Below are 14,328 nucleotides of genomic sequence, written 5' to 3'. Positions count from 1 at the left end.
AATATTCTATACTGGTATTATAAAGTTTTTAAGGACATAAAAGTATGAGACATAGAAAAACAGGGCGGTTATTAAATAAAACGCGAAGTCATTTGAAAGCTATGTTCAAAAACATGATATGTTCATTAATTAAGTATGAACATATAACAACTACTTTGCCGAAAGCAAAAGAGCTACGTCGTTTTTTTGAGCCCCTGATTACACGATCTAAGTATGATACGATATCTAACCGTAGATTAGTATTTTCTCGTGTCCGCGATATTTATTCGGTAAAAAAGTTATTTCATGAATTAGGGCCTTTTTTTTATTCTCGTCCTGGTGGGTATTTACGTATCTTGAAGTGCGGTTTTAGAAAAGGTGATCACGCTCCTTTAGCCTTTGTAGAATTAGTTGGTAGAAATGTTTAAATATTGTTAAAAGATATAAACTTTTTTTTAATGTTTTAGTTTAATAAAACGGCATTTTTATGCCGTTCTTGTTAACTACGAAGTTTTTATAATATATTTATTTTCTATTATTTTAATATAGCTTTTTTAACAAATATTTTTTTCTTTGCGTGTAGTATTTGGCTGATGTGTAAAGTTTTTTTTCCTGGTATTTTTATTTTTTCTATTCTTAATATTCCTTTTCCAGTATTTATTTGTATTCCAGTTTTATTTACTTCGATAATTTCTCCGCATTGAAAATCATGTTTTTTTACAGAAAAAATAGATGCTTTTTTAATTTTGACATACAGTTTATTGATTAAAAATTGACAACATGGCCAAGATACAAATGCTCTAATTAATCGATCTATCTGAATGACTGAATGAGACCAGGAAATTATTGAATCTTTTTTTTTAATTTTAGGAGCTTGTTTTTCAAGAATTTTATTTTGTTTTTGGTAATTTATAATATACGGGTTGTCTATGATTTGTAAAGATTGATACATACATTGTAGTGAAATTGGAATTAATTTTGCGCTCAAAGTAATGGTATTATCTAGTTGACTAATGGGGCAAGAGAGCGTATATATTATTTTTCCCGAATCAATTCGAGAATTCATTTTTATTACGCTAACTCCTGTTTTTTTATCTCCTGATAAAATGGCCCATTGAATTGGAGCCGCTCCTTTCCATCTGGGTAGTAAGGATGCATGAATATTGATTCCTCCGAATGGAAATATTTTTAAAATTTTTTTGGGTATTTTATTTCCATACGATGATACTATTAATATATCTGCATTGATTTGTTTAAGAGAAGAATAGAATATTTCATTAAATAAATTTTTAGGCTGTAATAGTGTTATATAATTTTTTATAGCATACTTTTTAATAAGAGAAAAACAATTTTCTCTTTTTTTACAATACAAGTTATCTGGTTTAGTTAATACTGCTGATATAATATATTTAGAATTAAGTAATGACTCTAAATGCGCTAATGCAAAATCATTACTTCCGGCAAAAACAATTTTTGATATTTTTTTTGACATATTTTAATGTATTAAATTATTTAATAAATAAGTTAATGCTAAGTGAGATAATCTATAAATAATTTTCCGATTAAATGATCAATTTCATGTTGTATGCAAATAGACAGAAGAGAGCGTGCTTCTAAGATAAAGGTATTTCCGATGTTATTTATAGCTTTTATCCTGATGTAGCTTGATCGATTAACTTTAGCTGTTTTTTTCGGCACAGACAAACATCCTTCTGTAGTGTGTATATATTTATGACTTTTTTTTAAGATAATGGGGTTTATTAAGATGAGCTCTGGATGGTGAGGAGTTAAGGCGCTAATAACAATGATTTGTTTTCGTATATTAATCTGAGGAGCGGCTAGCCCTATCCCGTTATTGGCATACATGGTGTTAAACATCTCATATATTATTTTAATAATTTTATGATTAATTTTTTTTATTGGTTTTGATTTTAAACGTAACCGATAGTCTGGAAATTGTAATATTTTATGAATAGACATAAAGACTAATCTGCATATTAGTGAATAGGTGATTTGGATTGTATATGGTTTAAACACAATAAGAGTTTCATATATATTTTGATATATATATATGACGAACTATAAACATTTTTATTTATTTATCTTCAATGTTAATTGAGGTAGTAATATTATTATTTTTAAGGGTTTTTATGAAAAATTATGTTGTCAAAAAAAAAATATATTCTATTGGTTTATTCGGCAATCCTGTTAAACACTCTTTATCTCCTTTAATACATAATATTTTTTCAAAAGAAATAAAAATAAATTACAATTATAACTTGTTTTTGTGTACTAAATCAAATTTTTTTATTGAAATAAAAAAATTTTTTCAATGCGGCGGATTTGGATGTAATGTAACCGTACCTTTTAAAAAATTAGCATTTCATGCGCTTCATCAATACTCTAAGCGCGCAAAAATTTCTAATTCTACAAATACCTTAAAGAAAAGTATAGATTCTAATATTTTAGGAGATAATACGGATGGAATAGGGCTAATTTATGATTTAAAACGCTTAAAATATATAAAAAAATACTCTAAAGTATTGTTATTAGGTGCCGGTGGTGTAGCGCATTCAATTATATATCATTTATTAAAAGAACAATGTTCTGTAGTTATTTTAAATCGAACACTTGACAAGTCGGTTGATTTAATAAAAAAATTTACACATTTTGGAAAAATTTCTGTTTTTTCAGATCGTTTAAATAAATATGAATTTGATATTTTGATAAACGCAACTTCGTGCGGGTTATATAATCAATCTCCTTTTTTTCCTAAATACGTAGTTACTCCTAAGACTATATGTTACGATATTTCGTACTCACGTACACAATCATTGACCCCTTTTTTATTGGTTTGTAAAAATTTAGGAAGCACAAATATTTCTGATGGATTTGGAATGTTGGTAGCTCAAGCTGCATATTCGTGTTTGTTTTGGTTCGGAGTATTACCGGATATTAATAAAACTTTTAATAAATTAAAATTAATGTTTTAAATTATTAAATTAAGAAAATTCATCCAGATTCTCGTTTTATAGAGCTTCTTATTGTAAATAATTTAAAAAATTTAAAAAAAACACTTGACACTTTCTATTGATTCTGTAACATTAAAAATTAATGTTTATTGTTATTTTTTATCGTCCTCTTCGTCTAGTGGTTAGGACATCGCCCTTTCACGGCGGCAACAGGGGTTCAAATCCCCTAGGGGACAAAATTAAAAATATTTTTGTGTACTAAAGAAAAAAATATGTTATAATTGTTTTGTAACTGAAAAAAAGATAAATAGTAACGTTCTTTAAAAATTTGGATATGATTGAAAATTTAGAAAAACACCTGTGGGTTGTAAGGTTAAGCGTAATAAGCGTATTTGGTGGATGCCTTGGCATTCAGAGGCGAAGAAGGACGTGCTAATCTGCGATAAGCATCGGTGAGCTGATATGAAGCGATATTAACCGGTGATTTCCGAATGGGGAAACCTGACATTCAAAAGTCATTATTAGCTGAATAAATAGGCTAATAAAGCAAACCAAGAGAACTGAAACATCTAAGTACCTTGAGGAAAAGAAATCAATTGAGATTCCCACAGTAGCGGCGAGCGAACTGGGAAAAGCCTAGAATTAGAAAAGAAAACATTTATAGTAGAAAAGTTTGGAAAAGCTTACGATACAAGGTGATAGTCCTGTACACGAAATATTTGTTTTCCGGAATTCAAAAAGTAGAACGGGACACGAGAAATCTTGTTTGAAGATAGGGGGACCATCCTCTAAGGCTAAATACTCCTGAATGACCGATAGTGAACTAGTACCGTAAGGGAAAGGCGAAAAGAACCCCGGTTAGGGGAGTGAAATAGATCCTGAAACCAAATACGTACAAGCAGTAGGAGCTTTTAGAACTTTAGAAGAGTGACTGCGTACCTTTTGTATAATGGGTCAGCGACTTGTATCTTGTAGCAAGGTTAACTGTTAAGGGAGCCGTAGGGAAACCGAGTCTTAAATGGGCGAATATTTTTTTAGTTTCAAGATACAGACCCGAAACCCGGTGATCTATCCATGAGCAGGTTGAAGGTTGGGTAAAACTAACTGGAGGACCGAACCGACTGATGTTGAAAAATCAGCGGATGACTTGTGGATAGGGGTGAAAGGCCAATCAAACCGGGAGATAGCTGGTTCTCCCCGAAAGCTATTTAGGTAGCGCCTCGTGTATTAATTTTCGGGGGTAGAGCACTGTTTTGACTAGGGGGCCATCCCGGCCTACCAAATCAACGCAAACTCCGAATACCGAAAAATTTTATCACGGGAGACACACAGCGGGTGCTAACGTTCGTTGTGGAAAGGGAAACAACCCAGACCGTCAGCTAAGGTCCCTAAGTCATAATTAAGTGGGAAACGATGTGGGAAGGCATAAACAGCCAGGATGTTGGCTTAGAAGCAGCCATCATTTAAAGAAAGCGTAATAGCTCACTGGTCTAGTCGGCCTGCGCGGAAGATATAACGGGGCTAAATTATGCACCGAAGCTACGGCAATAAAGATTTTTATTATTGGGTAGGGGAGCGTTCTGTAAGCCTGTGAAGATGTTTTGTAAAAAATGTTGGAGGTATCAGAAGTGCGAATGCTGACATGAGTAACGATAAAGCAGGTGAAAAACCTGCTCGCCGAAAAACCAAGGGTTCCTGTTCAACGTTAATCGGAGCAGGGTAAGTCGACCCCTAAGGCGAGGCCGAAGGGCGTAGTCGATGGGAAACTGGTTAATATTCCAGTACTTAGTTGTACCGCGACGTGGAGACGAAGAAGGTTAGGTTATCCGAGGGTTGGTAGTCTCGGTTTAAGTATGTAGGATGAAAAATTAGGAAAATCCGATTTTTTATATAAAATCTAAGATACGAATACGAATTATTTAAAAATAATGAAGTAACTAATACCACGCTTCCAAGAAAATCCTCTAAGCATATAGGTATGACATGAATCGTACCCGAAACCGACACAGGTGGTTAAGTAGAGTATACTAAGGCGCTTGAGAGAACCTGGATGAAGGAACTAGGCAAAATAGTGCCGTAACTTCGGGAGAAGGCACGCTAACATGTAAGTGTAGAAATTTTCTTTTGAAGCTTACGTTAGTCTCAGATACCAGCTGGCTGCAACTGTTTATTAAAAACACAGCACTGTGCAAACACGAAAGTGGACGTATACGGTGTGACGCCTGCCCGGTGCCGGAAGGTTAATTGATAGAGTTAAGGGAAACCTAAAGCTTTTGACTGAAGCCCCGGTAAACGGCGGCCGTAACTATAACGGTCCTAAGGTAGCGAAATTCCTTGTCGGGTAAGTTCCGACCTGCACGAATGGCGTAATGATGGCCAGGCTGTCTCCATCCAGGACTCAGTGAAATTGAATTTGCTGTGAAGATGCAGTGTACCCGCGGCAAGACGGAAAGACCCCGTGAACCTTTACTATAACTTGACATTGAGAGTTGATTTTTATTGTGTAGGATAGGTGGGAGACAGAGAAGTCAATGCGCTAGTGTTGATGGAGTCAATCTTGAAATACCACCCTATAAACATTGATTTTCTAATCTAGCGTCGTCAGCCGATGCAGAGACAGTGTCTGGTGGGTAGTTTGACTGGGGCGGTCTCCTCCCAAAGAGTAACGGAGGAGTACAAAGATTGGCTAATTACGGTTGGACATCGTAAGGTTAGTGCAAAGGCATAAGCCAGTTTAACTGCGAGCGTGATAACGCGAGCAGATGCGAAAGCAGGTCTTAGTGATCCGGTGGTTTCTGTATGGAAAGGCCATCGCTCAACAAATAAAAGGTACTCCGGGGATAACAGGCTTATACCGCCCAAGAGTTCATATCGACGGCGGTGTTTGGCACCTCGATGTCGGCTCATCACATCCTGGGGCTGAAGCAGGTCCCAAGGGTATGGCTGTTCGCCATTTAAAGTGGTACGCGAGCTGGGTTTAGAACGTCGTGAGACAGTTCGGTCCCTATCTGCCGTGGGCGTAGGAAAATTGAGAGGATCTGCTTCTAGTACGAGAGGACCGAAGTGGACGTATCCCTGGTGTTCGGGTTGTCATGCCAATGGCACTGCCCGGTAGCTAAATACGGAAGAGATAAGTGCTGAAAGCATATAAGCACGAAACTCACCTCAAGATTAGTTTTCCCTGAAATATATGTAAATATATTTACTGAAGGGACGTTGGAGACTACGACGTAGATAGGCTAGGTGTGTAAGCATAGTGATATGTTTAGCTAACTAGTACTAATGACCCGAGAGGCTTAACCTTACAACACCAGAGGTGTTTTTCTAAAAAAAATAAGACCCGGCAACAATAGTGTTATGGTACCACCTGAATCCATTCCGAACTCAGAAGTGAAACGTTTCAACGCCGATGGTAGTGCAAGGTCTCCTTGTGTGAGAGTAGGACATTGCCGGGTATTGTTTTTTTTAATTTTATTTTCTATCATATTTAAAATTTTTTATATTCGTATTTATATCTATTGTGTTTTAAATTTTTTAATTTAATTGATACATTGTATTACAAATAAAGAATTGCTACCTTAATCAAGGATAGCATTGATCTATATTAGATATATTATTTATAAATAATGCATTAACCGTAGGTATAAGTTTTAGTTTATATTTTCACTCTAAGGTAATATATAGATGTCCAAGATTAAAGGTAATGTAAAATGGTTTAATGAATCTAAAGGATTTGGTTTCATTACTCCTGAAGATGGAAGCAAAGACGTTTTTGTTCATTTTTCTGCTATCCAAAGCAACGGATTTAAAACTTTGGCAGAAGGTCAAAGTGTTGAATTCGAAATTACCGAAGGCGCAAAAGGGCCATCAGCTGCTAATGTTGTAAGTTTATAAAAAAGTTTTAAAAAATATTTTTTTATTCAGCATAAGTAGTACTTTTGCGGTGCGGAGTATGATTACAATACCGCATCGCAAAGTGATTTTAGAAAACCATTTTAACTAAATGAATTTTAATTAATTCTTTATATAATTTTTCTATTTGTTTAAAATTTTTTGCAAAAATAGTAATTGAAATTGATAAATATATTCCTTCATTGCTCGGTTTAATTTGTGGAGCATAATCTCCTGGAACATGATGTTGTATTATTTTTACAATATTATTAGTTAGTTCCGGCTGTGACAACCCTATGACTTTGTATGTAAAGGTACATGGGAATTTTAGAAGTGTCGTGAATTTTTTTTCCATTCGTTTTCTCTTATAAAAATCATCTAACGTTTAAGAAAATAATTTTTTATTTATATAAAAATATCGATTATTTTTTATAAATAAATACGCTGTGATATAATATTATTATATAACTTGAGTATTTTTTTATTTTTTTTATTTAATAGTATATCCTGTAGCATATATACGAATTACTTTTCTATAAATAATCTTTTATTTCTTGTATATATAAGAATTATGATTGTTATATAGTATAACAACATTTGATTTATGATATATAAAAATATTTTATTATAATTTTAAATCATTATATATATTTTTTTTCTTTAAAATTTTTGTAATGAGCTTTAATATGCTGAAAATTTTTAATACTTTAACGAAAAAAAAAGAAATATTCAAGCATGCAAAAAGTAAAAATATAAATATTTATGTATGTGGTGTCACGGCATATGATTTATGTCATATTGGTCATGCTCGGACATTTGTAATATTTGATATTATTATCCGTTATTTGAAACAGATAGGATATAATATTTTTTATGTTCGCAACATTACTGACATTGATGACAAAATAATTAAGAAGGCAGAACAACAGAAAGAGTCGGTATTTTCATTAGCTTCTCGTATGATTCGATTGATGAAAGAAGATTTTTTACTATTAAATTTAATTCCTCCTCATCGAGAGCCTCGTGTTACAAAATGTATGCCTGATATTTTTAAAATGATAGATGTTTTAATAAAAAAAAAATATGCATATGTTTCTGATAGCCGAGATGTACTTTTTTCTATTAATAGTTATAAAAATTATGGATTGTTGTCGCATAGAGTATCTGATTGTTGTCTTTCTCGCCAAGCTACCGAGGATTGTTCTTCTGTTGATCGATCACGCGATTTTGTTTTATGGAAATATAATAATTCTCAATCTTCTGCTCATGTATCTTGGTTATCGCCTTGGGGTCGAGGACGCCCGGGATGGCACATTGAATGCTCGGCTATTATTAACAAATTCTTTAAAAATAATGTCAATATTCATGGGGGAGGAGTAGATTTATTATTTCCCCATCACGAAAATGAAATGGCTCAATCAAAGAGCTTTCAGGGCTCTTTTTGTGTTGAATTTTGGATGCATGCAGGTATGGTTATTCTTAATAACCAAAAAATGTCTAAATCGCTTTTAAATGCTGTTTCTATTCGTCATTTATTGAACAATTATGATCCTGAAGTCGTTAGATATTATTTTTTGTCTACACATTATCGACACCCTTTATATTATTCAGAAAAAAATTTATGCATTTCTCAATATATTTTAATAAAAATGTATCAATCTATATCTGATTGTATCATTAGCGCTTCCTTTAAAACAGATTACGAAATTGAATTAAGGAATGTATTCAAAAACCAGTTTTATTCGGCAATGAATAATGATTTTAATACTTCTCAAGCATGTTTAGTTTTACAAAAATTATCTCAACACATCAATAAAATTAAAAAAAATAATACTTATTTAGCTAATATACTTGCTTCTGATTTGGTTTCTTTAGGAAATATTTTAGGTTTATTTAATAGAAGTCCAAAAAATTTTTTATATCAAACTACACGAATGTCAATGAGCAATATTTTAATTATTGAAAATTTAGTGAATATGAGGCAAAAATTTCGGCTCGAAAAACAATGGAATTTAGCAGATCTTTTGCGAAAAAAATTGTTTGAATTAGGAGTAATTGTAGAAGATAATCTGAATATTTCAACATATCGATTTAAGAAATAAAAAAAAAAAAAGATTTATTTTTTATAGTTTTTGCATGCTTGTAATGTATTTTGTAACAGAGACGCCACTGTCATCGGGCCAATTCCTCCTGGAACGGGAGTAATATAAGATGCTTTTAAAGATGCAGATTCAAAGTGTACATCTCCAACTATTATTTTTTTTTTATTTTTATAAATATAATTGATGCCTACATCAATAACAATTGCTCCATCCTTTATCCAGTCACCGTATAAAAAGTTTGGTTGGCCAATTGCAATTATTATTAAATCTGCTTGTTGAACATATTTTTTTAAATTAATTGTTAATTTATTCGTTAGGGTAGGCGTGCATCCCGCTTGCAATAATTCTAAATACATAGGCTTGCCTACGATATTCGATGATCCAATAATGACTGCATGTAAACCATAAATATTTATCTTGTATTCATTTAATAATGTAATTATGCCTTTAGGAGTACACGCTCTTAATGCTGGGTTACACTGATATAAAGATCCTATATTATAGGGATGAAATCCGTCTACGTCTTTTTGAGGGTCAATGCTATTTGCTATTTTTATACAGTTAATATTAATAGGTAATGGCAATTGAACTAATATACCATCAATACATGTGTTTTGATTCAATTGATGGATTAAATTTAATAGTTCTGTTTCCTTTATATGTTTGGATAAATGCCAATATACAGAAAAAAAACCTACAATATTACACGCTTCTCTTTTTTTAAATACGTATGTTAAAGAAGCGGGATGGTTTCCAACTATAATCATTGCCAGGCTAGGAACTTTTTTTTTATTTTTTTTTCTTTTTTTTACTATTTTTTTTATTTTATTGGTTATTTTTTGAGCTGTTTGTATTCCGTTAAGAATTTTTTTTTTCATTATTTAAGAAATACCAAATTTTTTTTAAGTTTAACATTAGTGTATATATTTATTATTTATATATACTATATAAAAATTTTATTTCTGTAAATAGAATTATTGATTTTTTATGTCTTGTTAAGTATAATATTAAAAATTTGGTTTTTTTTCGCGCTCTTAGCTCAATTTGGATAGAGCAACAGCCTTCTAAGCTGTAGGTTACAGGTTCAAATCCTGTAGAGCGCAAAATTTTTATTTATATTTTTTTTTTTTATTTAAATGATTAATGATTTTTTTATGTATGTGATTAATTGATTGGTTAGCCTCTATTTCTAGATAATGAATTTTTTTTTTTTCTTTTTGAAACCAATGAATTAGTGGTTGAGTATGTTTAATATATTCCTCGAATCGGGTTTTTATAATTTTTTTTGTATCATCTTTTCTTTTGCTTAATATTTCTCCTGTAATATCATCAACATTATGTTGTTTAGGAGGATTAAATATACTGTGGTAAGTTCTACCTGATGGCTTATGTATTAATCTCCCCTCAATTCTATTAATAATGTCTTTGTATTCAATATTTAAATATATTGCATACTCTATAGCAATATATTTTTTTAGGGACTTTGCTTGTTCAATTGTCCGAGGAAATCCGTCTAGGATAAATCCATTAAAGCTATTTTTTTTTTGTATATTTTCTTTAATTAACTGAATCATAAAAGAACTTTTGACTAATTTGCCTTGATTTATTGTATTTTTTATATAGCTTCTTGTTTTTTCATTTTTCTTTATTTCTTGACGTAGTATTTCTCCTGCAGAAATAAATGGTATACACAAGGATTTTGATAATAACTGAGCCTGTGTTCCTTTTCCGCTTCCCGGGGCTCCTAGAATAATAATACGCTTCATAATAAAATATTCCTTAAAAAAAACGATTTTTCTATATAAATTATGTTTATATTTTTTATGATTTTATGATAAAAATAAATGATTAATTCTCTTAATAAATTTATGAGGGTTATCTAAACTACCTTTTTCTGCTAAAATTGATTGCTCAAATAATATTTTTATCCAATTATGAAAATTTTCTTTATTTTCTATTTTCTGTATTTTTTTTATTAATGGGTGATTAGGATTTATTTCGAGTATATATTTTATTGGGGGAACAGGTTGTCCTGCTGCGCTGAACATTTTCGCCATTTGAGTGCTCATATCATTAGAATCGGTTAATACGATAGCGGGCGTATTTTTTAAACGATACGTGATCCTAACATCCTTGACAGTATTTTTTAATATTGTTTTTATTTTTTGAATAAATTTATTACATGTTTCATCGGGGGTATTTTTTTTAGAAATAAATTCTTCGATTGACGTATCTGTTTTGCTTACTGATTGAAATTTTATATTTTGGAATTCAGGTAAATAATTCATCATCCATTCATCTATTTTGTCTGAAAGTAATAATACATCCATGTTTTTTTCTTTAAAAATTTCTAAATGCGGATTATTTATAGCAGATTGATAGCTTTCAGCGGTTATAAAGTATATTTTTTTTTGACCTTCTATCATCTTTTGCGCATACTCTTCTAGAGATAATGTATTTTCTTTGTTTTTAATAGATGAAAAGCGTAATAAACGAGAAATTATTTCTTTGTTTTCTGTATCTTCTGCTACGCCTTCTTTAAATACTACACCAAAAGAGCTCCAAAATTTTTGATATTTTTTTTTATTTTTTTGAGAGAGAGACTCTAATAATTTTAGTATTTTTTTTGTTAAAGATTTACGCAACACTACAGTAATTGAACTATCTTGCAGTATTTCCCTCGAAATATTCAGAGGAAGGTCTTGAGAATCAATAATTCCTTTTACAAAGCGTAAGTAATTAGGTAAAAATTGATTTGCTTCGTCCATAATATATACATTTTTAACATATAGCTTTAAACCGTGTTTATTTTCTCTGTGCCACATATCCCAAGTAGATTTTTTCGGAATGTATAACAAACTAATATATTCTTGATTTCCTTCAACTTTATTATGACTCCAGATTAAAGGGTTTTCGGAATCATTTGTTATATATTTATAAAATTTTTGATAAGCTTCTTTGGTAATTTCTTTTTTATTTTGGACCCAAAACGCTTGAGCTTCATTAATTTTTTCCCAAGAAAAAATTTTTGTTTTTTCATCATAATTTTCTATTTCTATAGGCACCGCTATATGATCAGAATATTTTTTTATAATTTGCTTAATCTTCCAATTTTCTAAGAATGTTTCTTCCTCTGGTTTTAAGGATAAAATAATTTTAGTGCCGTGTAGTTCTATTGGGACGACCTCAACAGAATAATCTCCTTTTCCTTCCGACGTCCATAAAGTACCTGTTTTTTCTTGACTTAAAGCATGTTTAGTAAAAACAGATACAGAGTTTGAGACTATGAAAGAAGAATAAAATCCCACTCCAAATTGGCCAATAAATTCATTTTTTTCTTTATTTTCGATATTGTTAATTTTACTCAGAAATGATTTAGTTCCTGATCTAGCTATGGTTCCTAAATTTTTTATTACTTCTTTGTACTGCATTCCAATACCGTTATCCGAAATAATAATTTGTTTTTTATTTTTATTGACTGAAATCTGTATTTTTGGACTGTAAGAATGATTGGTATATTTCTCAGGATGATAGAGTTTTTCGAATCTAATTTTTTCTATCGCATCAGAAGCGTTGGATATTAGTTCTCTTAAAAAAATTTCTTTATTAGAATATAAGGAATGGATCATAATGTGGAGCAACTCTTTTACTTCTGATTGAAAGGCGTGAGTTTTTTTATTTTGCATTTTTAAATTCCATTTATTTTAAAAAATATTTTTACCAAATAATTGATCTACAGGATATTATATCTGATTTTAATAGTATTTTGTTATTATTTTCTTGATTGTATTTAGGAAGAATCGGATAAACCTGGCCCTAAGGATAATTTTTTTTGTTGTAATTTAGTTATTTTTTGTATCGCATCATTAATAGCAGATGCAACTAAATCTTGTAGAAATGTTTTTTTTTTTGCATCTATAATTTCGCTATTTATTTTAATGTATTTACAATTATAATTTCCAGTCATTACCACGGTTACTAGGCCTGCCCCGGATTGTCCAGTAATTTCGGCTATGCTAATATCTTTTTGGATGTCTTCTATTTTTTTCTGCATATTTTTTGCTTGTTGCAAAATTTCATTTATTTTTTCTGTAGTATACATTTTTTCTTTTTTTTGTGAGTAGAATATATAATTAAAATATTAATGTTATATCCTAGTTGTTAAATTATTTTTTGAGAAATAACCTTTATCAATAATTTTCTTTTTTTATTGAATATATTTATATTATTGAAAATTATTGTTTTCTTTTATATATTGATATATTTGAAGAAATATTATTTCAATGCCTATTCTGGGATTAGGGGAATATTTTAAGTATTTTCTTCCCTGAATAAGGATTTTACAATAAATCTGTGTATCTTTAAAGAGAATTTTTTTGGATAAAATATAAATTTTGTGATTATATACAGACAAATTTTTTTTTGGAGAATCTTTTAGGGACTCGGTAATCTTTATTATTGATAAATTGTGAAAAAAAGTAATTAAGGATAATATTATCTGATCATATTGTATACCCATATTTTCGACGTCATCTAATATTTTGAAAATATTGTTAATATTATTATTAATAATGTTATCAGCTAAAATAAATATTTTTTTTTTATCAAAAACGCCTAATATTTTATAAATATTTTTTTTTTTTAATTTTTTTTCCTGCATAGAAGAAGTGATGAGTTCTAGAGTATTTAAGGCGTTTCTAATGCTGCCTTGAGCAGAATTAGAGATTGCGTTTAATATTTCTTCATCAATATGGATGTTGTCTTGGTCTAGTATATCTTTTAAATATCTAGATATCTTTATTAGGCTAATATGTAATAAGTTAATATGTAAACATCTTGAAATTATAGTATCAGGTATTTTATTTAAATGTGTAGTAGCTAAAATAAACTTAATATATCGAGGAGGTTCTTCTAACGCCTTTAATAAAGCATTAAAACTATGTCGGGATAACATATGTATTTCATCAATGAGGTAAATTTTAAACCTTCCCTGTATTGGCGGATATTGTATAGAATCTAGTATTATTTTAATATCTTCTACTTTTGTTTTTGAAGCTGCGTCTAATTCTATAAAATCTAGAAATTTTCCTTTTTCTATATCTATACAATGTGAACAAATTCTGCATGGCCGAGATGTAATTCCTGTTTTGCAATTTAAGCTTTTAGCCAATATGCGTGCTATAGTAGTTTTTCCAACTCCATGCATTCCAGAAAATAACCAGGATTGGTGGATACGCTTTAAATCAAGACTATTTTTTATTATTTTTATAATATATTTGTGACCAATAATTTGATCAAACGTTTGTGGTCTCCATTTATTGGATAGTATTTTATATTTCATTTTATGCTCTTAATAACGAAACAAATGTTTTAATGATATTAAA

At 30.4% G+C, this 14,328-nt stretch carries 12 protein-coding genes, 2 tRNA genes and 2 rRNA genes; 8 read left to right on the top strand and 8 right to left on the bottom strand.

Annotation, left to right across the window (positions count from 1 at the left end):
- Window positions 1-44: 44 nt before the first annotated feature.
- Window positions 45-407: a 50S ribosomal protein L17 gene (rplQ, locus tag CINFORN2912_RS01640; protein ID WP_075434091.1), complete on the top strand. Its 363-nt coding sequence runs from the start codon at window positions 45-47 to the stop codon at window positions 405-407.
- A 107-nt stretch (window positions 408-514) separates the two neighbouring features.
- On the opposite strand, the gene fmt is transcribed toward rplQ, so the two are convergent.
- Window positions 515-1,471 carry a methionyl-tRNA formyltransferase gene (gene fmt, locus CINFORN2912_RS01635; protein ID WP_075434089.1) on the bottom strand — a complete coding sequence of 319 codons (957 nt, stop codon included), beginning with the start codon at window positions 1,469-1,471 and terminating at the stop codon, window positions 515-517.
- A gap of 38 nt (window positions 1,472-1,509) precedes the next feature.
- Entirely contained in the window at window positions 1,510-1,959 is a 450-nt protein-coding gene (gene def, locus CINFORN2912_RS01630) for a peptide deformylase (RefSeq protein ID WP_075434087.1), read from the bottom strand.
- A 170-nt stretch (window positions 1,960-2,129) separates the two neighbouring features.
- Between def and aroE the strand changes: the two genes are divergently transcribed.
- The 5 genes from aroE (at window position 2,130) to cspE (ending at window position 6,845) form a co-directional block, all read left to right on the top strand.
- Window positions 2,130-2,972, top strand: coding sequence for a shikimate dehydrogenase (gene aroE, locus CINFORN2912_RS01625; protein ID WP_172800927.1), 843 nt, complete (start codon window positions 2,130-2,132; stop codon window positions 2,970-2,972).
- 143 nt (window positions 2,973-3,115) lie between these two features.
- A tRNA-Glu gene (locus tag CINFORN2912_RS01620) sits at window positions 3,116-3,187 on the top strand.
- 135 nt (window positions 3,188-3,322) lie between these two features.
- Window positions 3,323-6,255 (top strand): 23S ribosomal RNA (locus CINFORN2912_RS01615).
- 35 nt (window positions 6,256-6,290) lie between these two features.
- Window positions 6,291-6,406, top strand: a 5S ribosomal RNA gene (rrf, locus tag CINFORN2912_RS01610).
- Window positions 6,407-6,635: 229 nt separating this feature from the next.
- Complete coding sequence (gene cspE / locus CINFORN2912_RS01605; protein WP_025369112.1) at window positions 6,636-6,845, top strand: transcription antiterminator/RNA stability regulator CspE; 210 nt, start codon at window positions 6,636-6,638, stop codon at window positions 6,843-6,845.
- Between the two features lie 88 nt (window positions 6,846-6,933).
- Here the strand turns inward: cspE and ybeD are convergent, their stop codons facing one another.
- Window positions 6,934-7,197 (bottom strand): DUF493 family protein YbeD, encoded by a 264-nt coding sequence (ybeD, locus tag CINFORN2912_RS01600; protein WP_075434085.1) that lies wholly within the window; start codon window positions 7,195-7,197, stop codon window positions 6,934-6,936.
- A gap of 331 nt (window positions 7,198-7,528) precedes the next feature.
- Between ybeD and cysS the strand changes: the two genes are divergently transcribed.
- On the top strand, window positions 7,529-8,944 hold the full coding sequence (gene cysS / locus CINFORN2912_RS01595; RefSeq protein WP_075434083.1) for a cysteine--tRNA ligase: 1,416 nt from the start codon (window positions 7,529-7,531) through the stop codon (window positions 8,942-8,944).
- Between the two features lie 14 nt (window positions 8,945-8,958).
- On the opposite strand, the gene folD is transcribed toward cysS, so the two are convergent.
- Window positions 8,959-9,822: a bifunctional methylenetetrahydrofolate dehydrogenase/methenyltetrahydrofolate cyclohydrolase FolD gene (gene folD / locus CINFORN2912_RS01590; protein WP_075434081.1), complete on the bottom strand. Its 864-nt coding sequence runs from the start codon at window positions 9,820-9,822 to the stop codon at window positions 8,959-8,961.
- 150 nt (window positions 9,823-9,972) lie between these two features.
- Between folD and CINFORN2912_RS01585 the strand changes: the two genes are divergently transcribed.
- Window positions 9,973-10,047, top strand: a tRNA-Arg gene (locus CINFORN2912_RS01585).
- 6 nt (window positions 10,048-10,053) lie between these two features.
- Here CINFORN2912_RS01585 and CINFORN2912_RS01580 read toward each other — a convergent pair.
- From CINFORN2912_RS01580 to dnaX, 4 genes are all read right to left on the bottom strand, one after another.
- Window positions 10,054-10,710: an adenylate kinase family protein gene (locus CINFORN2912_RS01580; RefSeq protein WP_075434080.1), complete on the bottom strand. Its 657-nt coding sequence runs from the start codon at window positions 10,708-10,710 to the stop codon at window positions 10,054-10,056.
- Between the two features lie 63 nt (window positions 10,711-10,773).
- The gene (htpG, locus tag CINFORN2912_RS01575; protein WP_075434078.1) at window positions 10,774-12,630 is read right to left on the bottom strand and encodes a molecular chaperone HtpG; all 1,857 of its coding nucleotides are present in this window, start codon (window positions 12,628-12,630) and stop codon (window positions 10,774-10,776) included.
- 104 nt (window positions 12,631-12,734) lie between these two features.
- The gene (locus CINFORN2912_RS01570; RefSeq protein WP_075434076.1) at window positions 12,735-13,046 is read right to left on the bottom strand and encodes a YbaB/EbfC family nucleoid-associated protein; all 312 of its coding nucleotides are present in this window, start codon (window positions 13,044-13,046) and stop codon (window positions 12,735-12,737) included.
- Window positions 13,047-13,169: 123 nt separating this feature from the next.
- Window positions 13,170-14,285, bottom strand: a complete 1,116-nt coding sequence (gene dnaX, locus CINFORN2912_RS01565; RefSeq protein ID WP_075434074.1) for a DNA polymerase III subunit gamma/tau — start codon at window positions 14,283-14,285, stop codon at window positions 13,170-13,172.
- Between the last annotated feature and the right edge of the window lie 43 nt (window positions 14,286-14,328).

It is taken from the genome of Buchnera aphidicola (genome assembly GCF_900128725.1).
Lineage (GTDB): Bacteria > Pseudomonadota > Gammaproteobacteria > Enterobacterales > Enterobacteriaceae > Buchnera_F > Buchnera_F aphidicola_K.
Note: the sequence above shows the minus strand (reverse complement) of the source record. Positions and strands in the feature narration are given on the sequence as shown.

Coding starts and splice junctions, on each gene's coding strand:
- folD (WP_075434081.1), bottom strand. CDS start 9,822: ATGAAAAAAAAAATTCTTAACGGAATACAAACAGCTCAAAAAATAACC.
- cspE (WP_025369112.1), top strand. CDS start 6,636: ATGTCCAAGATTAAAGGTAATGTAAAATGGTTTAATGAATCTAAAGGA.
- dnaX (WP_075434074.1), bottom strand. CDS start 14,285: ATGAAATATAAAATACTATCCAATAAATGGAGACCACAAACGTTTGAT.
- htpG (WP_075434078.1), bottom strand. CDS start 12,630: ATGCAAAATAAAAAAACTCACGCCTTTCAATCAGAAGTAAAAGAGTTG.
- CINFORN2912_RS01580 (WP_075434080.1), bottom strand. CDS start 10,710: ATGAAGCGTATTATTATTCTAGGAGCCCCGGGAAGCGGAAAAGGAACA.
- cysS (WP_075434083.1), top strand. CDS start 7,529: ATGCTGAAAATTTTTAATACTTTAACGAAAAAAAAAGAAATATTCAAG.
- def (WP_075434087.1), bottom strand. CDS start 1,959: ATGTCTATTCATAAAATATTACAATTTCCAGACTATCGGTTACGTTTA.
- ybeD (WP_075434085.1), bottom strand. CDS start 7,197: ATGGAAAAAAAATTCACGACACTTCTAAAATTCCCATGTACCTTTACA.
- aroE (WP_172800927.1), top strand. CDS start 2,130: ATGAAAAATTATGTTGTCAAAAAAAAAATATATTCTATTGGTTTATTC.
- rplQ (WP_075434091.1), top strand. CDS start 45: ATGAGACATAGAAAAACAGGGCGGTTATTAAATAAAACGCGAAGTCAT.
- CINFORN2912_RS01570 (WP_075434076.1), bottom strand. CDS start 13,046: ATGTATACTACAGAAAAAATAAATGAAATTTTGCAACAAGCAAAAAAT.
- fmt (WP_075434089.1), bottom strand. CDS start 1,471: ATGTCAAAAAAAATATCAAAAATTGTTTTTGCCGGAAGTAATGATTTT.